This window comes from Rhizobium sp. KDH_Rht_773_N (assembly GCF_052946295.1).
Genome location: NZ_JBRFNB010000002.1, coordinates 558,671 through 578,646, shown reverse-complemented (window position 1 = coordinate 578,646; position 19,976 = coordinate 558,671). Strand labels below are relative to the sequence as shown.

Sequence of the window (19,976 nt, the reverse complement as noted above, 5' to 3'; positions counted from 1 at the left end):
TTCAACCTGCCTTTGCCATCTGCATGAGGGTGACGCGCTGCTGCAGCCGGCGCTGCGCCTGATCCACAACGACCGCGATGATGATCACCAGGCCCTTGATGACCATCTGCCAGAAAGAGGAAACCCCCATCATGACAAGACCGTCGGAAAGGATGCCGATCACGAAGGCGCCGATGATCGTGCCGCCGATCGTGCCGCGCCCTCCCGACATCGAGGTGCCGCCGAGAACGGCCGCGGCGATCGCGTTGAGTTCGAAGCTTTCGCCGGTTGCCGGATGCGAGGCCATCAACTCCGAAGAGATGACGATGCCGACAATCGCCGCGCAAAGGCCTGAGAACATATAGACGAAGATCTTCACCAGATCGACGCGGATACCGGACATGCGGGCGGCGCGCTCATTGCCGCCGACGGCAAAGATATGCCGGCCGATCGGCGTCGAGCGCGCCACATAGGCGGCCACCAGCGCCAGGAGGATCAGGATCCAGATCGATACCGGCAGACCGAGAATACGGCCGGCACCGAAGACATCGAAGCCGGTCGTCGCATATTCCGGCCGGCCGACAAGGTTTGGAAAGGTCTGGCCGTCGGAGGAAAGCAGCGCCAGCCCGCGGGCGATATAGAGCGTGCCGAGCGTGGCGATGAAGGGCGCGACATTGAGCTTGGTGATCAAGAGGCCGTTGATGAGGCCGATGACGAGGCCGATCGACAGCGTGATCAGCACGATCTCGACCAGGTTGAAATAGACCGTATAGCCGATCGGCAGTTCGATGCCGTAGAGGATGAGACCGCCGGCGACCATGCCGCAGAGGCCGACGATCGAGCCGACCGAGAGGTCGATGCCGCCGGTGATGATGACGAAGGTCATGCCCATCGCCAGGAAGGCGTTGAGCGCGACGTGCTTCGACATCAGGATCATGTTGGCGGTCGAGGTAAAGTTCGGCGCGAAGATCGAGAAGAAGATGATGACGGCAAAGAGCGCGATGAAGGTGCGAAGTTTCATCAGCGTCAGGAGGAAGGAGCCGTTGGCGCCCTTCGGCGCGGAAGTGGATGCGGTGGCGGCCGTCATGACGCAAGTTTCCCTTGATGTTCGTGCCCCTTGGCGGAGGCTGCGATAATGGCCTCTTCCGTTGCCTCAGTGCGGTCGAAGACGGCGATGAGATGGCCGTTGCTGAGCACGGCGATGCGATCGGAAAGCGCCATGACCTCTTCGAGGTCGGAGGTTGAAAACAGGATGGCGAGGCCATTGGCGGCAAGCCGGCGCATGGTGCGGAAGACATCCGCCTTGGCGCCGACATCGATGCCGCGGCTCGGTTCGTCCATCAGAAGAACTTTCGGATTGGTCATCAGCGCCTTGCCGATGACCACCTTCTGCTGGTTGCCGCCGGACATGGAGGTCACTTCGAAATCCGGGTTCGGCGCCTTGATGGAAAGGTCGCGGATCGCCTCGGCAATGGCGTTCTTCTCGGCCTTGGCGTTGATATGAAACAGGCGCGTGAAGCGGCCAAGGCTCGCAAGCGTGAGGTTGGAGGCGATGGAGAGAACCTGCACCAGGCCCTCGCGCTGCCGGTCCTCGGGAATGAGTGCCAGGCCGCGGCGGATGCGCCGCGTCGTGTCACGGGCGCGCACTTCCTTGCCGTCGATGAAGATCTTGCCCGTCGAGTGTGCATGGCGGCCGATCACGCATTCGAAGAACTCGCTGCGCCCGGCGCCCATCAATCCGTAAATGCCGAGGATTTCGCCCGCCCTGACGGACAGCGAAACATTGTCGACGGCAAGCCCCCCGGTCGGGCGCGGCAGGCTGATGTTCTCCGCACGGAACATTTCCCTGCCGACGGCATGATCGACGGATTTGGCGAAATCCTTGGCGTCCGAGCCGATCATCGAGCGCACGATCCAGCGCGTGTCGATATCCTTGACCATTGCCTGGCCGGTGATCTGCCCGTCGCGCAGCACGATGATGTAGTCGCCGATCCGCATCAGCTCTTCGAGGCGGTGCGATATATAGACGATCGCCACACCCTGCGCTCTCAGCTCGGCAATCACCTTGAATAGGATCTCGACTTCCGCCGCAGACAGCGCCGAAGTCGGCTCGTCCATGATGAGGATGCGCGCATTCAGCGACATCGCCTTGGCGATCTCGACAAGCTGCTGCTGGCCGATCGGCAGATCCTCGACCATGGTCTCGGCATCGATGCCGGCATCGAGGCGGGCCAGGAATTCGTTGGCCTTGCGGACCTGTTCCCTGTGGTCGATGCCCAGCACGCCGCGGGTGAGTTCGCGCGTCGCAAAGATGTTTTCGGCAACCGACATGTTGGCGAAGAGGTTGAGTTCCTGGAAGATCATGCCGATGCCGTGGGCCTGCGCATCCGCGGGGCTGGCGAAGGAAACGGTTTCGCCGTCCAGAATGATGTTCCCGAGTGTCGGTCGCTCGACGCCGGCGATGATCTTCATCAGGGTCGATTTGCCGGCACCGTTTTCGCCGACCAGCACGTTGACGGCGCCCCGGCGCAGCTCGAGATTGGCGCGCTTGACGGCCACGATACCGGAATAGACCTTCGACACGTCGTCGAGGCGCAGGATGATATCGTCCTTGGAAGCCTCGCTGGTCGTCATGGTGCCACCGTCAGCGCCGAAGGGGTTACGAGCGGAAGGTCGCCGCCTGACGGCAGCGGGAAGGCGCCGGTCACACTCACCGTCTTGCCGACCAGCCCGTCGCGCGGGATCGCCGAAAGGAAGGCGCTATTGGCCTTTTCGTTGAAGGACTTGCCGAACTGCGCCCATTCGATCTGGTTCTTGAATTCGTTGAAATTGACGAAATCCAATGTGTCGCGCAACGCCGTGCCACGGATGGCCGGGCCGATCTGCACTTTCGCGTCGGCCCTGCCGTCGCCGTCGGCATCGACATCGAGCGTTGCGGCGCGCGAGGCCGTATCGGCCGCGACGACCTTGCCGGTGAATTTCACCGCATAGGTCCAGGGCGAACTCGCCTGCTTGTGCGGGTTGCCGTATTTCTCCCCCGCCTGATCGGGGCTCGATGCGGCGAGGGCTGTGACATCCTTCAGCTCGCCGGCCCGCTTTTCGTAATAGGGAACCACCTGCGGCTGCCATATCGCCTCGACCTTGGCATTCGGGTCGAAAGCGCTCCTGGCTGCGGCCGCGGCCTTTTCTTCCGCAGTCGGTGTCTTGATGATCTTGCAGCCGGGCAAAGCCGCCGCCACGAGAGCGGCAATCAGGGCGCCCCTGATCCTCAACATGCTGTCAACCTCGAAATCCATGAGAATAGGCTGCAGGGAGCGTGGTCTCCCGCGCTCCCTGCAGCAGTCGGTCCGCCTTACTTTGCCAGAGCAAAGGTCTCGAGCTTGCCCGCATTGTCGGCATTGATGAGAACGCAGTCCATGAGCTGCTTTTCTTCCTTCGGTGCCGTCTTGTTCTTGATGTAGGCGTCGGCCTGTTCGACAGCCATCTGGGCCTGCGCATAGGCCGGCTGCAGCACGGTGGCCTTGATGCCGCCCGACTTGATGGAGTCGCGCACGTCGTTGGAACCGTCGAAGCCGACGACGATCACGTCCTTGCGGCCGGCGGCCTGAAGCGCGGCGATCGCGCCCATGGCCATCGTGTCGTTGCCGGAGATCACGCCCTTGATATCGGGATTGGCCTGCAGGATGGTTTCCATCTTCGAATAGGCTTCCGTCTGGCTCCAGTTGGCCGACTGCTTGGCGACCAATTTCAGGTCCGGATAGTCGTCGATGACGTCATGATAGCCCTGCGAGCGGATGCCGGCATTGGTGTCCGACTCCTTGCCGACGAGCTCGACATAATTGCCCTTCTCGCCCATCAGCTTGACGAATTCCTGCGCGCCGAGCTGGGCGCCCTGGTAATTGTTCGATACGATCTGGGCGACGGCGACGCCGGTCGCATTGATTTCGCGGTCGATCAGGAAGGACGGGATGCCGGCATCCTTGGCCTTCTTGACGGCGGCAACCGAAGCGTCGGCGCCGGCATTGTCGAGGATGATCGCCTTGGCGCCGCGGCCGATGGCGGTATCGATCATTTCCGACTGCTTGTTGGCATCGTCGTCATGGGTCATGACGAGCGCTTCATAGCCGAGTTCCTTGGCCTTGGCCTCGGCGCCGACGGCTTCCGCCTTGAAGAAGGGGTTGTCGTGGGCCGGCGTGATGATGGCGATCAGGTCAGCCGAAAAGGCCGGCATCGCAACGCCGAGCGACAGGGCGCCGGCGAAGGCGGCAAGGGTCAGTCTACGCGTAATTTTCATGGTTCTCCTCCCAGGTTTGACGCATGGCCGAACCAAGGCCGGTTCGGCTGATACTCATGCGAAATCAAAGACCGGCCCGCTTGTCCCCTCCGGGCCGGCAGCGTGGCAGGGCGAGCCCTGCCGCGGTCGTGTCAGGTGATGCGACGGATACTGTCGGCGATCTCCTGAGGTTCGAAGACCTTCTTCCAGTCGTCGCGCATCAGGGCAGGGATGCCGAACTCGATCGCCTTGTTGCAGGCATCCGAGAACACGCCGTCGACTTCCTTGAAGATGACGGCGCCGAGCACGTTCATGTGGCCGAGCAGGAAGTCGCGGGCCGCTTCCGCCGGCACGCCGCGGGCGATGCACTCGTCCATTGCCTGACGCATGATGACGAGCAGCGAGGCGCAGACGGTTTCCGAAAGGCCGGGTTCCAGCATCGCCATCTGCTCGACGGTGACGCGGTGCGAGCGCATGACCGGCGCCCAGATGACCTTGGCGATCTCTTCGCCGAGGGCATAAGCGCTTTCCGGGCCTTGCATCAGGGCGGAGACGATGTGCTGCTTGGCAAACAGGCCGCCGAAATGGTCTTTCTTGGCCTGCATATCCGTCTCGTCGTTGAAGATCGGCGGATGGCACGGGTGGGTCACGAAATAGGTGAGGTCGGCGCGCTCCGGCAGGTGGCCGGCAAAGGGGGCGGCGGCATCGAGCGCCACGACCATCGTGCCGGGCTTCAGCCTGTCGGCGATGCCGGCTGCAACCTTGCCGATCGCCGTATCCGGCACGGCCAGGATCACGACCTCGGCGCCGTCGAGCGCAGCATCGGCCGGCGTGCAGTCGATGCCGAGATCGTTCTTCAGGCGCGCCTTGCCGACATCGCTGACCTCGACATGGCGAACGTCAAAACGGGAACCTTTGAGATTCTTGGCCAGCCGGTATCCCATTTTTCCGCCGGCGCCAAAGAGGGCAATTGCAGTCATATTTCCTCACCTTCGTATGCTGGATTGGTATCTTAACTGGTATGATGAGTCAATCACCATTCCATTATCGGCAGTGGATGGAAGTCGCCTGATTGGCCATCAGTCCTTCCTCCCATCCCGGATCTGCGAGAAATAGCCGTCCGCCCCGACCTGGCCGCCCTTCAGCGCAATCTGCAGCCCGTCGGTGGGCGCGTAGCCGCCGTGGGCCGTGCAGAGCGGCGAACCGGGGGTTTGCGGCAGCGGCAGCAGGGTCGTCAGCGCATCGACGCGCAATTCCTTCAGCGCATGGCTCGATGTGTCCCCGCCGGCGATGACGGCGCGCGAAAGGCCTTCGGTTTCGACGAGACGGCGCAGGATGGTTCCGAGCGCGCGACCGAGCCGGTGACGGGCGCCCGGCAGCTGGTCGATGTCGGTGCCGCGATCGGCGGAAGGGCCAAGCGCGGTGTGCAGGATGACGCTTCGGCCGGCCTTCAGGGCGGCAAGGCCGGCGGCGACCGCGACGTCCAGTGCCGCCTGGGCATTGGTGCCGACCAGCGCCAGGGGATCGAGCGGGATGTCGTGAAAGCCGTCGGCAATCGCCGTGCGGATCTGCCGCTCCGTCGTCGGCGAGACGCTGCCGGAAACGACGGCGAGCCGGTCCACCTTGCCCGGCGACTGGAACTCGACACCCGGACCGGTCATGCCCTTTTCGCGCCAGGCATCGAGGAGCGCGTATTCGATGCCGGAGGAGCCGGCCACGAAAGCACCGCTGGCTGCCGTGATGCGCTGCAGCTGCCGGCCGGCGGCAGACTGGCTCTCGGCGGAGGCGACATCGAGCAGCAGGATGCCCGAACCCTCGTCTATGAGCCGGTCGATCATGGCATCGGCATCGGGTGCAGCAAGCATCGTCAGGTCGGCGAGCGAAACGGCAAGGTCGGTCTGCCTGCCGAGATGCAGGGCAAGATCGGCCTCATGCATCGGCGTGACGGGATGACGGCTCATGACCGGATGCCGGTCGATGCGAAAGACACGCCCCTGATAGGCGGCGAAGAGATTGCCGAAGGCCGTGTAGCGCTTGAGCTGCGGCGCGCCGACGATGACGGGTACCAGCGGCTGGCCAAAGATCTCTTTGCCGATCTCGATCGCCTTGCCGATATTGCCCACCTCGGGCGCGGAATCGAAGGTGGAGCAGACCTTGTAGTGGCAGATGCCCGCCTGCAGATCCTTCAACCATCGGAAAGCCGGGGTAAGGTTTTCCTGCATCCAGGCCGGGCTCTCGCTGCGGCTCGTTCCGGCAAGGCCGACGGCACGGCAATCCCCGAAGCGGTCGAGCAGGGCCTGATCGGGAATGCCGAGAAAGAGCACGGTCGCAATGCCGTTGCTGGCGAGCGCTTCCATCACATCGGTGGAGCCGGTGAAATCGTCGCCGTAGTAGCTGACGAGCAGGTCTCGCATCGTCACGCCGCCTTGCCGTCGCCGAACTTGGCGATCGATGCGGCAAGCTCGGGATGATCTCTTGCATATTCGTCGAGCGCAATGTCGGCGACTGCCGCCTGCCAGGCCTGCTGCACGGCGCGCACCCCGGCGGCCGGTCCGTGCGGATGGCTGACGATGCCGCCGCCGCAGAGATAGAGAAGATCGGTCGTGCGGCCGGTGCGCTGGTAGGTTTCCGGCGCCTGCCCGCCCCACTGGCCGGAACCGGCAACGGGAAGCGGGCAGTCGGAGGGGCTGAAGAGCGGCGTGCTGACCGCCTTGAAGGAGGCGACGAAACTCTCGTCCGGCTCCCAATATTTCACGCGGATGCCGTTGATCTGGAACTGGTCGACGCCGAGCAGCCGCCAGAGCTGCTGATAGACCTTGAAGTCGAGTCCGATGCCGGGATGGCGCGTCAGCACGTCCCAGCCGTTGCGATGCGCATGCAACACGAGGCCGGAGCGCTTGCGCAGGAAACTCATGCCGCCGAAGCCGATCGAATTGATGTTGACGACGGCGCAGTTGCCGCCCGCTTCGAGTACGAGATCGTGGTTGCGCATCATCTCGTCGGGATCGGCATGTGAAATGCCAAAGGCATACATGACCTTCCTGCCGGTCTTCTGCTCGTGATCGAGGACGCGGGGCATGATGGCCGCCACACGCTCCTTCAGCGGCGAATAGGCGGGGCTCATCAGCTTCTCGTCATCCTTGATGAAGTCGACGCCGGATTCGATCAGTTCGCCGACGAGCTCGGCCGTCTCGTGCGGCCGCAGGCCGAGCGCCGGCTTGACGATCGTGCCGATGATCGGCCGTCCCTCGACGCCGGTCAGGCGCCGGCTGCCGGGAATGCCGAACTGGGGGCCGGGATGGGCATCCCTGAAGGCTTCGGGAAGCTTCATGTCGACGACGCGCAGGCCGGTCATCCCCTTGATCGAAAAGGTCCCGCCGATCGCGATCGTCATCAGGGCCGAAAGATCCGTTCCGATCGCATCGAGCGGGAAGGCGATATCCGCATCGGCGCGCTGCAGGCGCACGCCGTCCGCCGCCTCCGGCCAGGAAGGGTGGCTGGCGTCTTCCAGCGGACGGATGGCAAGCACGCGCGCGGCCACGCGCGATTTCAATTCTTCGGTCTCGCCCGGAACCGGAACGAAGGTGCCGGTCGATTGATCGGAAGCGATCTTGTGCGCCATCGCTTCGACGCTGCCTGGCGTCTCGATGCGGTAGGTCAGGACTATCATCATGAAATTGCCGGTTGCTCCTCTCGCCACGTCAAGAAGGCATGGCGTCAACTTGTAATCTGGTATAATGAGTATTCCATTTTCTGCAATGGAAATTTTCAACAGATGTGAATTTCGCGTGGCGCGCTTTGTCGTCGGTCGGTGAAAATGCTAAGGGGAGAGAAGATTTGAGCCAGCGAGACGCCATGACCTCAGCCATCGAGCCCATTGTCCGTCGAAAACTGTCCGATGAGGTTTTTGACCGGCTGGAACGGCTGATCACCTCGGGAGAGTTGCAACCGGGCGACGAGATGCCCTCCGAGCGCGTTCTGATGGAACGCTTCGGCGTCGGCCGCCCCGCCATCCGCGAGGCGATGCAATCCCTCGCCAACAAGGGGCTTGTCAGCATCTCGCACGGAGAGCGGGCGAAGGTGTTGAAGCTGACCGCCCAGTCGATCTTTCGGCAGGTCGACCTGACAGCGAAGATCATGCTGTCGCAATCGGCGGATTCGCTGGAGCACCTGAAGAGCGCCCGTATCTTCTTCGAGCGCGGCATGGCGCGCGAGGCGGCCCAGCGGGCAAAGCCGGCCGATGTCGATGCGCTGCGCGACATCATCGACCAGCAGCGTGCCTCGCTCGGTCGCGCCGAGGAGTTCATTTCCGCCGACATGCGGTTCCACACCCGCATTGCGCAGATTTCCGGCAACCCGATCTATGTGGCGGTCAGCGAAGCCATGCTGGCATGGCTGAAGGAATATCACACGGAAATGCTGATCTGGACCGGCAAGGAGAAATACACGCTGGCCGAACATGAAGAGATCCTGGAGCGCCTTGCCGCCAACGACGCCGACGGCGCCGAGGCGGCGGTGCTCAAGCATCTGGAGCGCTCGCGCTCGCTCTATGTGAAGTAGGGGCCGCCCGGAGCCTGTCTTCGCGCTTCTTATCTTACCGCCGCAGACACGCTGCGCGGGCCGACCTCAGGGGCGGCGGGCTGACAGAAACCATCCCGTCAGCCGTTGCCATGAATGGTCAATCCACCATCTCAAACCAGTTCCTGGTCCACCAAGAACTCCGGCGCTGCATTGAACAAGCCAGCGTCGGAGGTCCTTTAGCTCATTTTGCGTTCCCGGCCGAAGCAACCTTGGCCCGCAAAGCCGCATTCTCCGCCTCCAGTTCTGCCAGACGCTGGCGCAGCGGCTCAACGGCCGTAGCAATCTCGGCCTCGGTATAGCGTGGGGTAATGTGCTGCGGGCAGTTCCAGTCGAAGGCCTCGAGGCGCAGGCGGAAGATGCGCTCCGGCTTTGCACGATAGGAAGGCGTGGCGAGCAGCTCCGCTAGCTTCGGATCGGCGTCGAGCGAGAGCTTTTCGGCATGGGCATAGATCTTCAGCCGGGCGCGGCGGGGATAGTCCATCAGGAACAGGCAGACCTTGTCGTTGGCGGCGAGATTGCCGGTGCTGATGTACTGGCGATTGCCGCGATAGTCCGCGAAGGCAAGCGTGCGGTCGTCGAGCACCTTCAGGAAACCCTGTGGGCCGCCCCTGTGCTGGACATAGGGCCAGCCGGTTTCGGAGACGGTCGCCATGTAGAAACTGTCGCGGGAGCCGATGAAGGCGCGCTCGTTTTCGGTGAACCGGTCGAAGCTCCGGTCGCTCCGCAGGTTGGTCCAGAATTCCTGAACGCCCATTTCGGCCTGCGCGGCGCGCACACTGGGCGTCGAGGCTATGTCGAGAAATCCATAGGACATGATCCGTCTCCTCAAGGGTTGGAGGGAGCGGAGCGCCAGCCCCGCTCCTCATCCGTCAGGCCGCACTGGCAGCCGCAACCGCCGGGAAGTCGATGTCGGTCCTGGCGACCTCGTTCAGATAATTGGTGAAGGTGTTCTCGACGACCAGAGCGACGATTTCCACGATCTCAGCGTCCGAAAAGCCGGCAGCACGCACGGTGGCGATATCGGCATCGGAGACGTGACCGCGCACCTGCGCAACCCTGGCTGCAAAGCCGACGGCGGCATTCGCCCTCGCATCGGCGGATGCGCCCTTGCGGTTCAGCGCTATTTCTTCCGGGCTGATCTTTGCGAGGTTGAGGCCGATATAGGTGTGGGCCGAGAGGCAGTAGTCGCAGCCGTTCACCTCCGCGACAGCAAGGGCGATCCGCTCGCGCGTCTTGACATCGAGCGTTCTCGAAAGCCCGCCCTGAAGGCCGGTGAATGCCGCCAGTGCGGCCGGGCTGTTGGCGACGAGACGAAAGATGTTCGGAACGAAACCCAGCGCCTTCTGGATGCCGTCAAGCGTCGGCCTGGTGGCTTCCGGGGCGTCGTCTTTGCTGGGGATGGAAATACGGGACATGGAAATCTCCTTGATGGAAAAGCAAAACCGGTATCGGCTTGGCGGCTTGAATGTGTCGATTTCCACTGACAAAGAGAATATGCTCTGGTTGAAAGTAATTTTACCAGAAAATGGAAGAATGAATTGGACCGGTTCGAAGCCATGTCGATGCTGCTGGAGGTGGTGGACCAGGGAAACCTGTCTGCGGCCAGCCGGTCGCTGAAAGTTCCGCTGCCGACGCTGAGCCGCAAGATCACCGAGCTGGAAGTGCTGCTTGGAACGAAGCTTCTGACCCGCACCACACGCAGGATCGCACTGACCGATGCCGGGGTGACTTATATCGAGGCGGCAAGACGTATCCTCGAGCAGCTGGAGGAGGCCGAGCGTCAGGCATCCGGCGAATTCGCCATGCCAAAGGGCGAACTGGTGATGACCGCCCCGGTCCAGTTCGGCCGTCTTCACGTCCTGCCTGTCGTGGCCGACTTCCTGGCCGCCTTTCCGGCGATCAATGTGCGGCTGGTCCTTTCGGACCGGAACATCGATCTCGTCGAAGAGCATGTCGATATGGCCGTGCGCATCGGCAATCTGCCCGACAGCGCCATGGTTGCCACACGCGTCGGCTCGGTGCGCCGGGTGGTCTGCGGCAGTCCGGATCTCTTTGCCGCCCGCGGCGTGCCGAAGGAGCCGGCCGATCTCCTGAACCTGCCCTGCATCGGCGTCGAGGTTCTGACCCCGGCCGCCGGCTGGCAGTTCCGCAAGGCCGGTGTCGCAGGGACGATCGACGTGGCGATCGTCCCGCGGCTTTCCGTCACCACGACCGATGCGGCGGCGGAGGCGGCAATCCGCGGTGTCGGCGTCACCCGCCTGCTCCACTATCAGGTCGCGCAGGCGGTTGCTTCCGGCGCGCTCAAGCTGGTGCTCGAGGATTTCGAACCGGAGCCTGCCCCCATTCATCTGATTCATCTCTCACGCGGCCAGATGCCGCTCAAGATGCGTCACTTCCTCGATTTCGCAGCGCCCCGGCTGCGGGTGAGCGTGCCCGCCCTGCAATCTTCCCGGCGCTGAATCCTCACCTGTTGCGCTTCAGCGCTCGAAAATACGCGTATGGCTGTTGCCGCGCGGTCCGGTACGCGTGACCGTGCAGGACTGGTCGGCGCGACTGCAGTTTCGCACGCGCGATCCGCTATTGCCGGCGGGGCCTTCCCATTGCCGCGTCGCGGTGCATTCGCCATCGGCGCATGTGCGGGTATGAAGGGCAGAACCGCCGTAGAGCCCGGTGGTTGCGCGCGTGGCGCTGCAGGCGCCGTTGGCGCATTGCACGGTGCGGTCGAAGCTTTCCACCCGCGGTGCGATCGCCGGCGGATAGTAGCGCCAGGTGTGATACCAGGGATAGCGCGGATAATAGCGGTCCCAATAGGCGCGATCGTAGACGATGACGGTGAGGCCGATGCGGGGCGCCAGCAGCGGCGTGACGATCACGGGTGCGCCTTGCCAGACGACCCGGATATAGCTTGCCGAAACCCATCCCCGGTAGCTGCTGACAGCAATGTCGCACCAGGTATAGCCCGCAACGCAGCCATAGGTCGTCAGGGATACGCCGGCCGGAACGACGGTGACGACGGGATAGGCGGTCGAGGGGCCGGCTCTCAGATTGACGTCGCCGGCGGCAACGCCCCTGGTCGCAGCTGCGGCGGCGGAACTCATGCCCGTGAGCAGGGCGAGCGCGAGAAGCATTTTACGGAACATGGCGTCATCCTATTGCTGGCGGATGTCGGCAAGCGCCGAACGGCAGGGCGAGGACAGCTTTTCGGCATTGTCCTTGAGGCAGGCGGCAATGCGGCCTCCGCCGCGCTCGACACCTTTGCAATAGGTCGCAAGATCCGTGCGGCAGACGCGGGCGACGGCAAAGGCCTTCTGGCGCATTTCGGGCGTGAGCTGCGTCTCTGCCATGGCCGATCCGGCCAGGCAGGTGCAGGCGAGAATGGAAAGTGCGGCGGCTTTGAGCGTTTTGCGGGTCATGGCATTATTCCTTCTGTTGTGGTGATCGGGGCGGGTCGGCTTTCGCCCGCCGTTTCCGCCCGCCGTTCCGGCGGGCGCTGTCCTGGGGCCACCGGGCCGAAGAGCGTCGCGAGCTTTTCGCGCAGGCCCGCTGCCCGGCGCAGATCTCTCCACATGAGCACCCACTCGCCGAGTGCGATGCGGATCGGATTGAGCGAAGCGCTGCGGCCGCGCAGCCCATAGCGCAGAGGCTCCGTCTTCGGCGCTTCGGCAAAGGTGCCGAACAGGCGGTCGAAGACGATCAGGATGCCGCCGTAGTTCCTGTCCAGGCAGCCGGCATTGGAGGCATGGTGCACGCGATGGTGCGCCGGCGTGTTCAGCACCCATTCCAGGATCCCGAGACGCGGCGAGAGTTCCGTGTGAATGAAGAACTGGTAGGCGAGGTTCAGCCCCAGCGTGGCGACAATCGCAAACGGATGGAAACCGAGCCAGGCAAGAGGCACGAAGAAGAGGAAATTGCCGGAAATGTTGCCGGTCCAGCCGAGCCGCATGGCCGCCGTCAGGTTGAGCTTCGTCGTGGAATGATGGACGGCATGCGTGGCCCAGAGCCAGCGGATGCGATGCGAGGCGCGATGCTGCCAGTAGTAGACGAAATCGACGGCGACGAAGAGGGCGATCAGTCCGCTGGCCGTGGTCAGATTGATGTCCAAGACACGGTGGCGGTATGCGAGCATGAAAGGCACTGCGACAAACCCCGCCTCGGCCGTGCGCAGCAGGCTGTGAACGGCGGCAACGCCGAACGAGGCGGCCGATTCCTTCAGGTCGTGCGTATCGTGCTCCGCGAGCCTGCCGATCAGATATTCGAGCAGCATGAAAGCAAGAGCGATGACGGCGATCGCAACGCGCAGCGATGGGTCGCTCTGGAACATGGAAGTCTCCCGGGAAAGAGCTGCGGACGGAACGGATGCCGGCTGCCGGCGCTGCTTCCGTTCAGTAGCGATAGAAGCTGCCCGAGCGGGTCACGCTGTTGCCGTAAGGGCCGGTGGTGGTGCGCGTGCCGGTGCAATAGGCGCCGTCGCAGGCAACCGAACCGCTGCGGGTGGTGCTGTAACCGCGAGGTCCGGTGCGAGTGATGCTGCGCGAGCAGGCGCCGTTGGCGCAGCCGCCGCTGGCATGGACGGATGCGGTGCCGCGCGGGCCGCTGACATGTCCGTCGCGGGTCCAGGCATAGGCCTGTCCGAACGAAAGGAGGGCGAGCGATCCGGCAAGCAGGCCGGTGGCAAGTGTTCTGGTCATCGTGACATCCTCATGGCATTGGCTCATGGCGTTGGGTCCTTGCACCGGCTGCACAGGTTGCCGTCGATGCAGGGCCGAGGATGGCGGGCCGATGTATGCCGCTTTTGTCCGGCGGATGTTGAAATGTAGGCTTTTGTCGCCCGTTTGTAGCAATTTGTATCGATGGCCCGGCGACGCTTGATTTCGCCGGAACGCTTCTTCATGGTCGCCTCATGGAGCACGAAGCCCGCACAATCCTGATCGTTGACGACGATGCCGAAATCAGGCAGCTCGTCGGCGGTCTTCTGTCGCGGGAAGGCTATGCGGTAGAGACTGCCGAGGACGCCCGCGCGATGGACGAGGTGTTGCGCCGTCTCGAGCCGGATCTGATGATCCTCGACCTGATGATGCCGGGTGAGGACGGGCTTTCCATTTGCCGGCGCGTGCGTGCGGCCCGGCCGCTGCCGATCCTCATGCTGACCGCCAAGAGCGATGAGACCGACCGTGTCGTGGGGCTGGAGCTCGGCGCCGACGACTATCTCGTCAAGCCCTTCGGGCCGCGTGAGCTGCTGGCGCGGGTAAGGGCGCTGTTGCGGCGCGCCTCGCCGCAACCCTTCCAACCGCCGAGCCGGCGCTACGCCTTCGACCGCTTCGTCGCCGATCTCGACGCGCGCCAGCTCGAGGCGGCACCGGACGGGTTGGTGGCGCTGACGAGCGGCGAATTCGAACTGCTGTCCTGTTTCCTGTTGCGGCCGCGCCGGGTTCTCTCCCGCGACCAGATCCTCGACTGGACGCATGGCCGCAGCGCCGATCCGTTCGACCGCACCGTCGATCTCCTGGTTTCGCGGCTGCGCAAGAAACTCGAGGCGGCAAGCCCCGGCAGCAACCTGATCAGCACGGTGCGCAATGGCGGCTACCTGCTGACGGCGCCGGTACGTCCGGTGTCCTGATGCCGCGCCTCAGTCTTTCGCGGCGGCTGATTGCCATCGGCGGCGTCGGTTTCCTGTCGCTGTGGATCGCCTTGATCGCCTCTTATTATGTCGTAAACGGGCTCTCGCGTACCGCCTCCAGCCCGCCGCCCCGGCAGATCGCCGCAATCGCCTCCTTGCTGAAGGGAGAACCGCCGGATCGCTGGCCGCTGCTGATCGACGCCATCAATTCCCCGATCCTCGACGCCAGCCTGTCCGGGAGCGATGCGCCCCCGGACGACACAACGGACCTGTGGAACGATGCGGAATACGGCGTCTACCGCGAAGCGCTCGGCGACAGCCTGCTTTCGATCCGGCTGTTGAAGCCGGAACGGCGGAGAGTTCACGGGCTGCGGATCTTCCGGGGCATCGTCAACCCGGTTCAGTTTCGCATCCGCCTGTCCGCCGATCGGGTCCTTGTGCTGGCAACGAAGACGCCGTTCATCGTCAACTGGTTCGGCCTGCCTGCCGGACTTGGCGCCGGCCTCATCGGTACGCTCTTCGGCCTCATGGCGCTGGTGGCGCTCCATCGCGAGATACGGCCGCTGACACGGCTTGCCGCAGCCGTCGACCGGATCGATCCGACCGGTGCGCCGGTGGAATTGCCCAGGCTGAAAGGGGCGGCACCCGAAACCCGTGCGCTCGTCAACGCCTTCGAGCGGCTGCAGGGGCGGCTGCACGCCATCGTCCGCGCCCGCCTGGCACTGATCGGCGGCATCCAGCATGACGTCCGCACCTTCGCGACGCGGCTTCGCCTTCGGCTCGAGAGCATTCCCGATGAGGCCGCACGGGAGAAGGCGGCAGCGGAGATCAACGACATGATCGAGCTTCTGGACAATGCATTGCTCGCCGGCCGTGCCGGTGTCGGCACGCTTGGCGAGGAACTTTTGGATCTCGTGCCGCTGCTGGCGGCGGAAGTCGCGGACCGTTGTGCCGCGGGCGCGCCTGTCACCTTTGCGCCGCTGCCGCCGGAAACGGCTCTCGTGATCGGCGACCGGCTGGCGCTGCGGCGCATCTTCGCCAACCTGATCGACAATGCCGTGAAATATGGCGGCGGCGCCCATCTGGTGCTGACGGTCGAGGGGGCCTGGCTGCAGCTTGTCATCGACGATCCGGGACCGGGCATCCCGCCCGAGCAGCGGGACATGATTCTGGAGCCCTTCGTGCGGCTGGAAACCTCCCGTGCCCGCAAGACCGGCGGTGCCGGGCTGGGCCTTGCCGTTGCCCGGTCACTGACCGAAGCGCACGGCGGCAGGCTGCAGATCGATCAGGCGCCCGGAGGCGGAGCAAGGGTCGTCGTCAGGCTGCCCCTGTTCCAGGCATAGGCCGGGAATTTCTCTTGCGAGCCAGCGCCCGACCGTCAGCGCACCGGCCAGACAAAGAGCAGTGCCGGAATGCTGATCAGGATGATCAGCAAGGACAATGGCAGGCCGAGGCGCGGGTAGTCGGAAAACCTGTAGCCGCCCGGACCGAAGACCAGCGTGTTGCACTGGTGGCCGACCGGGGTCAGGAAGTCGCAGCCCGCGCCGATCGCCACCGCCATCAGGAACGCCTCCGGCCGGAAGCCGAGATCGGTGGCAAAACCGGCGGCGATCGGCCCCATGACGAGCACGGTGGCGGCGTTGTTGAGAAAGGGCGTCACGGCCATCGCCGCGACGAGGATCAGCCCGAGCGCGCCCCAGGCCGGCAAGCCCTTGGCGATATCGCCGAGCGCGTGCGCGATAAGGTCGCTGCCGCCCGTCGTCCGCAGCGTGTCGGAAACCGGGATGAGGGCCGCAAGCATGATCAGGATCGGCCCGTCGACCGACTTGTAGATGTCGGCAAGCGGGATTGCCCGGAAGACGACCATGCCGAGCGCTGCGGCAAAGAAGGCGACCGGCACCGGCGCCAGTCCGACGGCCGTCGTTGCCATGGCAAGCGCCAGCATGATCAGCGGAATGAAGGCGCGCCTGCGCGTGCCGAGCATGATCTCGCGCTGGGCGAGCGGCAGAAGGGCGAGATCCTGTATGACGACGGGAAGGTTTTCACGGCTTCCCTGCAGCACCAGCACATCGCCGGCGGCAAGGCTCAGGTTGGCGAGGCGCTCCTTCAGCCGTTCGCCGTGCCGGCTGACGGCCAGCAGGTTGACGCCGCGCGTATAGGCAAGTGCGAGTTGCCTGACGGATCGGCCCTTCAGCGGCGACTCCTGGCCAATCACCACCTCGATCGAGATGACTTCCGCCTGTACCTGCCCCTTTTCGACGATCGGCTTGCCGGAAAGCTTCAGCTTGCCGGCCGACACGATGCGGTCGAGTGCGTCCGGCGGCCCCTCCAGAAGGACGATATCGTTCTCCCGCAAGGTCAGGTCGGGGAAAGGGGACATGCGCGTCGCGCCGCGCAGGACGGCCGTGGCGATCGCCTCGCCATCGCCGGGCCTGACGAGGGCGCTGACCGGCTTTTCCAGGGCCGCCGATTCCGCGGTTACGAGCACTTCCGACGTGTAGTTCTTGATTTCGACCGCTTCTTCGATCGAACTGCTCTGTTTCGTCCGGCTGGGCACCAGCCAATGAAAGAAGATCAGGAAGGTGATGCCGACGATCGTCAGGACGCCGCCGACCGGCGTGAAATCGAACATCGTAAACGAGCTGCCCGTCATCTCCTCCCTCAGCCGCGAGACGACGATATTGGGCGACGTGCCGATCTGGGTCATCAAGCCGCCGAGCAGGGCCGCGAAAGACATCGGCATCAGATATCTGGAGGGCGAGGCGCCCGACTTCCTGGCAAACTGAAAGGCGACCGGTATCATGATTGCCAGCGCGCCGATATTCTTGATGAAGGCCGACAGCAGCGCCACGGCGATCATCAGCAGGGCAAGCTGGCTGTGCAGCGTGGCGAGGTTCGGGAAGAAGCGCTTGATCGCCAGATCGACGACGCCCGAACGCGCCACGCCGGCCGAAACGATCAATGCGCTGCCGACGATGATGACGATATCGTCGGAAAAACCGGCAAAGGCCTTGTCCGGCGGAACGATGCCGATCGCAACGGAAAGAACAAGCGCGCAGCATGCGACGACATCATATCTGAACCGATCCCAGATAAAGACCCCCATCATGACGGCGATGACGGAGAAAGCGAGGATCTGCTGCGTTGTCATCCCGATCCGTGGAGCTGCAATTGTCGATGGGTTCGAAATTGGCAGGCGAGAATGCGCTGGAAACGTATGGCGGGCCAGAAGGGTTCCACAAGCCCGTCGGGGGCCAGCGTCGGATGTCGGATTTGATCGGATCGCTTTGCGCAGATTTGCGCGGCATCCAGGGATTGATGACTTCCAAACCGATCTCCTGAAAATCGGCTTCGTTGCGCGTCGCAAGCGATGCGCCGCGGGATAAGGTTATTGCTGCAATTTGTGCATCAAATTGACTGATCGGCCGACCGGCCGTGCGCCGGGCAGTCGCTATGGTGGCATATATATCCGCCGCGTCACGATCAAAAGATAGAACGCGGCCTGCGAGATCCTCCCTGAAGATCGGCAATATCGCGGCCTCCAGCTCCCGACGACGACGACCCTCCGGGAGTAATCGCAAGCCGTAGAGAATTTCGGCCTCGGTGATCGATGTCGTGAACACCGAAGCCGGGGTCTGCTCAGCCAGCCAGTCGACGACGACTGGGTTTGGGGAAGGCAAGAGCAGCTCGGAAAGGACGTTCGTGTCGAGAATGATCATTGCTCGAAGTCCGGCGGGTCACGAATGGGCTCACGTGCGGGAATATCGAGATCGACGCCACCTGTCGGCGTCAGGCGCGCTCTGATGGATTGGACAAGGCTGCGAGTTGGCTCGCTCGTGGCCAGCGCAGACCGGAGAATATCGCGCGCCTCGTCTTCCATAGACCGACCGTGGCTGGCGGCGCGGATTCGAAGGCGCCGTTTCAGCGCATCATCAATGTTGCGGATCGTCATGCTGGCCATGAGAGCCCCCATTCATCATTGATTGCATATAATGCAGTGATTGCAGGATTGCAATTCTATGGCCCCCCGATGAGCTGCATGCCGGGCGCGCTTGTGAGCCCTGCCTCAATCGAGGTGAAACACCTCCGGCATCATCGCCCACCACTCGCCTTCCCGACGGGTCGAAAGCGGCTTCTGGCAGGGCATGCAGCCTTCCCACCATGCCCGGTTTGCCGGATCGGCGGCCATTTTCGCCATGTCGGCTTCGAAGTTGTCGCCGACATATTCCCAATAGCCGAAGAGCAGGTTCTCCGGCTCTTTCAGGAAGATCGAATAGTTGGTGATGTTGCAGGCCGAAAGCAGCGTCAGGATCTCCGGCCAGACGGCGGCATGAAGCGCCTTGTAGTTCGCGACCTTGTCCGGCTCCAGGCCGATCACCATGCCCATGCGCTGCATGTCGCTACCGCCCTTGTGTGATTTCCGTCGTGAACTCTGCGATGCTGCGGGCCTTCACCGCATCCCAGTCCCATTCGATGCCGATGCCGGGTTCGCAAGGGGCGATGGCGCGGCCGTTTCGGATCTCCATGCCCTCTGTCGTGAGGTCGTCGAGCTGCGGGATATATTCGACATATCTGCCGTTCTGGACGGCGCAGACCAGGCTGACATGCAGTTCCATCAGGAAATGCGGGCAGACGGGGATATCGAAGGCTTCGGCCGCATGCGCCACTTTCAGCCAGGGCGTGATGCCGCCGATGCGGGCGACATCGACCTGCACGATGGAGCAGGCGCCCTTCTGCATATATTCGCGGAAATGCCGGATCGAGTAGATGGATTCGCCGACCGCGACAGGCGTCGCCGTCGAGCGCGACAGCCGGATATGACCGTCGAGATCGTCGGCCGGCAGCGGCTCCTCGATCCAGGCAAGATCGAGTTCCTTCAGCCGCGACGCGCGACGGATCGCTTCATCGACGGTAAAACCCTGATTGCAGTCGGTCATGATCTCGAAACCGTCGCCGAGCGCGGCCCGCACCGCCGACAGCCGCTCGTAATCCTCGGCGCCGTGCGGCTTGCCGATCTTGACCTTCGAGCCGGCAAAACCCTTGGCTTTCGCCTGCAGTGCATCTTCGACAAGCGCTTCCTTCCCGATATGCAGCCAGCCGCCCTCGGTCGTATAGAGCGGGCAGCTTTCCTTGGCGCCGCCGGCGAGTTTCCAGAGCGGCAGCATCTGTTTTTTCGCTCTCAGATCCCAGAGCGCGGTATCGACGGCGGCGAGTGCCAGCGCCGTGATCGCGCCGATCGTCGTGGCGTGGGTCGCAAATTCCAGCTTGTGCCAGATCGCCTCGATGCAATCGGCATCCTCGCCGATCAGCAGCGGCGCCAGATGGTCCGCAAGCAGCCGCATGACGGAGGAGCCGCCGGTGCCGATCGTGTAGGAATAGCCTGTGCCGGAAGCGCCGTCGGAATCGGTGATGGTGACGATCGGCGTTTCCTGGCTGACGAAGCTCTGGATCGCATCGGTGCGCTTCACCTTGGGTGGAAGGTCCACCATGCGCAGTTCGATCTTTTCAATGCGGGCCATGGTTCCT

At 63.6% G+C, this 19,976-nt stretch carries 21 protein-coding genes and 1 pseudogene; 4 read left to right on the top strand and 18 right to left on the bottom strand.

All coding sequences use genetic code 11. From position 1 onward, the window contains the following. Nucleotide 1: 1 nt before the first annotated feature. From ACU8HS_RS24620 to oiaX, 7 genes are all read right to left on the bottom strand, one after another. Nucleotides 2-1,066: an ABC transporter permease gene (locus ACU8HS_RS24620; protein WP_112571301.1), complete on the bottom strand. Its 1,065-nt coding sequence runs from the start codon at nt 1,064-1,066 to the stop codon at nt 2-4. Then, complete coding sequence (locus tag ACU8HS_RS24615) at nt 1,063-2,613, bottom strand: sugar ABC transporter ATP-binding protein (protein ID WP_447016401.1); 1,551 nt, start codon at nt 2,611-2,613, stop codon at nt 1,063-1,065. The genes ACU8HS_RS24620 and ACU8HS_RS24615 overlap by 4 nt, the downstream gene beginning before the upstream one ends. Further along, the gene (locus tag ACU8HS_RS24610) at nt 2,610-3,254 is read right to left on the bottom strand and encodes a DUF2291 family protein (RefSeq protein ID WP_447016400.1); all 645 of its coding nucleotides are present in this window, start codon (nt 3,252-3,254) and stop codon (nt 2,610-2,612) included. Before ACU8HS_RS24610 ends, ACU8HS_RS24615 begins: the two co-directional genes overlap by 4 nt. Nucleotides 3,255-3,331: 77 nt before the next feature. Then, nucleotides 3,332-4,273 (bottom strand): D-ribose ABC transporter substrate-binding protein, encoded by a 942-nt coding sequence (locus ACU8HS_RS24605; RefSeq protein WP_112571297.1) that lies wholly within the window; start codon nt 4,271-4,273, stop codon nt 3,332-3,334. 131 nt (nt 4,274-4,404) lie between these two features. Beyond that, entirely contained in the window at nt 4,405-5,232 is an 828-nt protein-coding gene (locus ACU8HS_RS24600; RefSeq protein WP_112702995.1) for a phosphogluconate dehydrogenase C-terminal domain-containing protein, read from the bottom strand. Nucleotides 5,233-5,331: 99 nt separating this feature from the next. Then, nucleotides 5,332-6,666, bottom strand: a complete 1,335-nt coding sequence (locus ACU8HS_RS24595; RefSeq protein ID WP_447016459.1) for a four-carbon acid sugar kinase family protein — start codon at nt 6,664-6,666, stop codon at nt 5,332-5,334. Nucleotides 6,667-6,668: 2 nt separating this feature from the next. Continuing rightward, on the bottom strand, nt 6,669-7,925 hold the full coding sequence (gene oiaX / locus ACU8HS_RS24590) for a 3-oxo-isoapionate-4-phosphate decarboxylase OiaX (protein WP_447016399.1): 1,257 nt from the start codon (nt 7,923-7,925) through the stop codon (nt 6,669-6,671). A 182-nt stretch (nt 7,926-8,107) separates the two neighbouring features. Here oiaX and ACU8HS_RS24585 point away from each other — a divergent pair, with 182 nt between their 5' ends. Further along, nucleotides 8,108-8,812 (top strand): transcriptional regulator NanR, encoded by a 705-nt coding sequence (locus ACU8HS_RS24585; protein WP_112571289.1) that lies wholly within the window; start codon nt 8,108-8,110, stop codon nt 8,810-8,812. A 202-nt stretch (nt 8,813-9,014) separates the two neighbouring features. Here the strand turns inward: ACU8HS_RS24585 and ACU8HS_RS24580 are convergent, their stop codons facing one another. Continuing rightward, nucleotides 9,015-9,647 carry a pyridoxamine 5'-phosphate oxidase family protein gene (locus ACU8HS_RS24580; RefSeq protein WP_447016398.1) on the bottom strand — a complete coding sequence of 211 codons (633 nt, stop codon included), beginning with the start codon at nt 9,645-9,647 and terminating at the stop codon, nt 9,015-9,017. A gap of 55 nt (nt 9,648-9,702) precedes the next feature. Further along, on the bottom strand, nt 9,703-10,248 hold the full coding sequence (locus tag ACU8HS_RS24575; RefSeq protein ID WP_112753170.1) for a peroxidase-related enzyme: 546 nt from the start codon (nt 10,246-10,248) through the stop codon (nt 9,703-9,705). A 123-nt stretch (nt 10,249-10,371) separates the two neighbouring features. Here ACU8HS_RS24575 and ACU8HS_RS24570 point away from each other — a divergent pair, with 123 nt between their 5' ends. Then, entirely contained in the window at nt 10,372-11,292 is a 921-nt protein-coding gene (locus tag ACU8HS_RS24570; RefSeq protein WP_112571282.1) for a LysR substrate-binding domain-containing protein, read from the top strand. Between the two features lie 18 nt (nt 11,293-11,310). On the opposite strand, the gene ACU8HS_RS24565 is transcribed toward ACU8HS_RS24570, so the two are convergent. The 4 genes from ACU8HS_RS24565 to ACU8HS_RS24550 form a co-directional block, all read right to left on the bottom strand. Then, a complete protein-coding gene (locus ACU8HS_RS24565; protein WP_447016397.1) occupies nt 11,311-11,973 on the bottom strand; it encodes an SH3 domain-containing protein in 663 nt (220 codons plus the stop codon). Between the two features lie 9 nt (nt 11,974-11,982). Beyond that, on the bottom strand, nt 11,983-12,246 hold the full coding sequence (locus ACU8HS_RS24560; RefSeq protein WP_112703001.1) for a hypothetical protein: 264 nt from the start codon (nt 12,244-12,246) through the stop codon (nt 11,983-11,985). Further along, on the bottom strand, nt 12,243-13,154 hold the full coding sequence (locus ACU8HS_RS24555) for a sterol desaturase family protein (protein WP_112753167.1): 912 nt from the start codon (nt 13,152-13,154) through the stop codon (nt 12,243-12,245). The genes ACU8HS_RS24560 and ACU8HS_RS24555 overlap by 4 nt, the downstream gene beginning before the upstream one ends. Before the next feature lie 61 nt (nt 13,155-13,215). Next, nucleotides 13,216-13,521, bottom strand: coding sequence for a hypothetical protein (locus tag ACU8HS_RS24550; protein WP_112571274.1), 306 nt, complete (start codon nt 13,519-13,521; stop codon nt 13,216-13,218). A gap of 212 nt (nt 13,522-13,733) precedes the next feature. Here ACU8HS_RS24550 and ACU8HS_RS24545 point away from each other — a divergent pair, with 212 nt between their 5' ends. After that, nucleotides 13,734-14,450 (top strand): response regulator transcription factor, encoded by a 717-nt coding sequence (locus ACU8HS_RS24545; RefSeq protein WP_112571272.1) that lies wholly within the window; start codon nt 13,734-13,736, stop codon nt 14,448-14,450. Beyond that, nucleotides 14,450-15,793, top strand: a complete 1,344-nt coding sequence (locus ACU8HS_RS24540; protein WP_447016396.1) for a sensor histidine kinase — start codon at nt 14,450-14,452, stop codon at nt 15,791-15,793. Before ACU8HS_RS24545 ends, ACU8HS_RS24540 begins: the two co-directional genes overlap by 1 nt. A 35-nt stretch (nt 15,794-15,828) precedes the next feature. Here ACU8HS_RS24540 and ACU8HS_RS24535 read toward each other — a convergent pair whose 3' ends face one another. From ACU8HS_RS24535 to ACU8HS_RS24515, 5 genes and pseudogenes are all read right to left on the bottom strand, one after another. Next, nucleotides 15,829-17,601 carry an SLC13 family permease gene (locus ACU8HS_RS24535; RefSeq protein ID WP_112703005.1) on the bottom strand — a complete coding sequence of 591 codons (1,773 nt, stop codon included), beginning with the start codon at nt 17,599-17,601 and terminating at the stop codon, nt 15,829-15,831. Between the two features lie 157 nt (nt 17,602-17,758). Continuing rightward, a pseudogene (locus ACU8HS_RS24530) lies at nt 17,759-18,169 on the bottom strand (PIN domain-containing protein); the annotation flags it as partial. Continuing rightward, nucleotides 18,166-18,411, bottom strand: coding sequence for a FitA-like ribbon-helix-helix domain-containing protein (locus tag ACU8HS_RS24525; RefSeq protein ID WP_112703091.1), 246 nt, complete (start codon nt 18,409-18,411; stop codon nt 18,166-18,168). The pseudogene ACU8HS_RS24530 and the gene ACU8HS_RS24525, both read right to left, overlap by 4 nt. A 105-nt stretch (nt 18,412-18,516) precedes the next feature. Further along, nucleotides 18,517-18,846 (bottom strand): L-rhamnose mutarotase, encoded by a 330-nt coding sequence (locus ACU8HS_RS24520; RefSeq protein WP_113412772.1) that lies wholly within the window; start codon nt 18,844-18,846, stop codon nt 18,517-18,519. Between the two features lie 4 nt (nt 18,847-18,850). Further along, on the bottom strand, nt 18,851-19,969 hold the full coding sequence (locus ACU8HS_RS24515; RefSeq protein ID WP_113412773.1) for a mandelate racemase/muconate lactonizing enzyme family protein: 1,119 nt from the start codon (nt 19,967-19,969) through the stop codon (nt 18,851-18,853). Nucleotides 19,970-19,976: the final 7 nt, after the last annotated feature.

Excerpts from the sequence above, each read along its gene's own strand:
- ACU8HS_RS24565 (WP_447016397.1), bottom strand. The coding sequence starts at position 11,973 with ATGTTCCGTAAAATGCTTCTCGCGCTCGCCCTGCTCACGGGCATGAGT.
- ACU8HS_RS24540 (WP_447016396.1), top strand. The coding sequence starts at position 14,450 with ATGCCGCGCCTCAGTCTTTCGCGGCGGCTGATTGCCATCGGCGGCGTC.
- ACU8HS_RS24545 (WP_112571272.1), top strand. The coding sequence starts at position 13,734 with ATGGAGCACGAAGCCCGCACAATCCTGATCGTTGACGACGATGCCGAA.
- ACU8HS_RS24620 (WP_112571301.1), bottom strand. The coding sequence starts at position 1,066 with ATGACGGCCGCCACCGCATCCACTTCCGCGCCGAAGGGCGCCAACGGC.
- ACU8HS_RS24520 (WP_113412772.1), bottom strand. The coding sequence starts at position 18,846 with ATGCAGCGCATGGGCATGGTGATCGGCCTGGAGCCGGACAAGGTCGCG.
- ACU8HS_RS24600 (WP_112702995.1), bottom strand. The coding sequence starts at position 5,232 with ATGACTGCAATTGCCCTCTTTGGCGCCGGCGGAAAAATGGGATACCGG.
- ACU8HS_RS24550 (WP_112571274.1), bottom strand. The coding sequence starts at position 13,521 with ATGACCAGAACACTTGCCACCGGCCTGCTTGCCGGATCGCTCGCCCTC.
- ACU8HS_RS24560 (WP_112703001.1), bottom strand. The coding sequence starts at position 12,246 with ATGACCCGCAAAACGCTCAAAGCCGCCGCACTTTCCATTCTCGCCTGC.
- ACU8HS_RS24575 (WP_112753170.1), bottom strand. The coding sequence starts at position 10,248 with ATGTCCCGTATTTCCATCCCCAGCAAAGACGACGCCCCGGAAGCCACC.
- ACU8HS_RS24615 (WP_447016401.1), bottom strand. The coding sequence starts at position 2,613 with ATGACGACCAGCGAGGCTTCCAAGGACGATATCATCCTGCGCCTCGAC.
- ACU8HS_RS24580 (WP_447016398.1), bottom strand. The coding sequence starts at position 9,647 with ATGTCCTATGGATTTCTCGACATAGCCTCGACGCCCAGTGTGCGCGCC.
- ACU8HS_RS24525 (WP_112703091.1), bottom strand. The coding sequence starts at position 18,411 with ATGGCCAGCATGACGATCCGCAACATTGATGATGCGCTGAAACGGCGC.
- ACU8HS_RS24595 (WP_447016459.1), bottom strand. The coding sequence starts at position 6,666 with ATGCGAGACCTGCTCGTCAGCTACTACGGCGACGATTTCACCGGCTCC.
- ACU8HS_RS24535 (WP_112703005.1), bottom strand. The coding sequence starts at position 17,601 with ATGACAACGCAGCAGATCCTCGCTTTCTCCGTCATCGCCGTCATGATG.
- ACU8HS_RS24515 (WP_113412773.1), bottom strand. The coding sequence starts at position 19,969 with ATGGCCCGCATTGAAAAGATCGAACTGCGCATGGTGGACCTTCCACCC.
- ACU8HS_RS24585 (WP_112571289.1), top strand. The coding sequence starts at position 8,108 with ATGACCTCAGCCATCGAGCCCATTGTCCGTCGAAAACTGTCCGATGAG.
- oiaX (WP_447016399.1), bottom strand. The coding sequence starts at position 7,925 with ATGATGATAGTCCTGACCTACCGCATCGAGACGCCAGGCAGCGTCGAA.
- ACU8HS_RS24605 (WP_112571297.1), bottom strand. The coding sequence starts at position 4,273 with ATGAAAATTACGCGTAGACTGACCCTTGCCGCCTTCGCCGGCGCCCTG.
- ACU8HS_RS24555 (WP_112753167.1), bottom strand. The coding sequence starts at position 13,154 with ATGTTCCAGAGCGACCCATCGCTGCGCGTTGCGATCGCCGTCATCGCT.
- ACU8HS_RS24610 (WP_447016400.1), bottom strand. The coding sequence starts at position 3,254 with ATGTTGAGGATCAGGGGCGCCCTGATTGCCGCTCTCGTGGCGGCGGCT.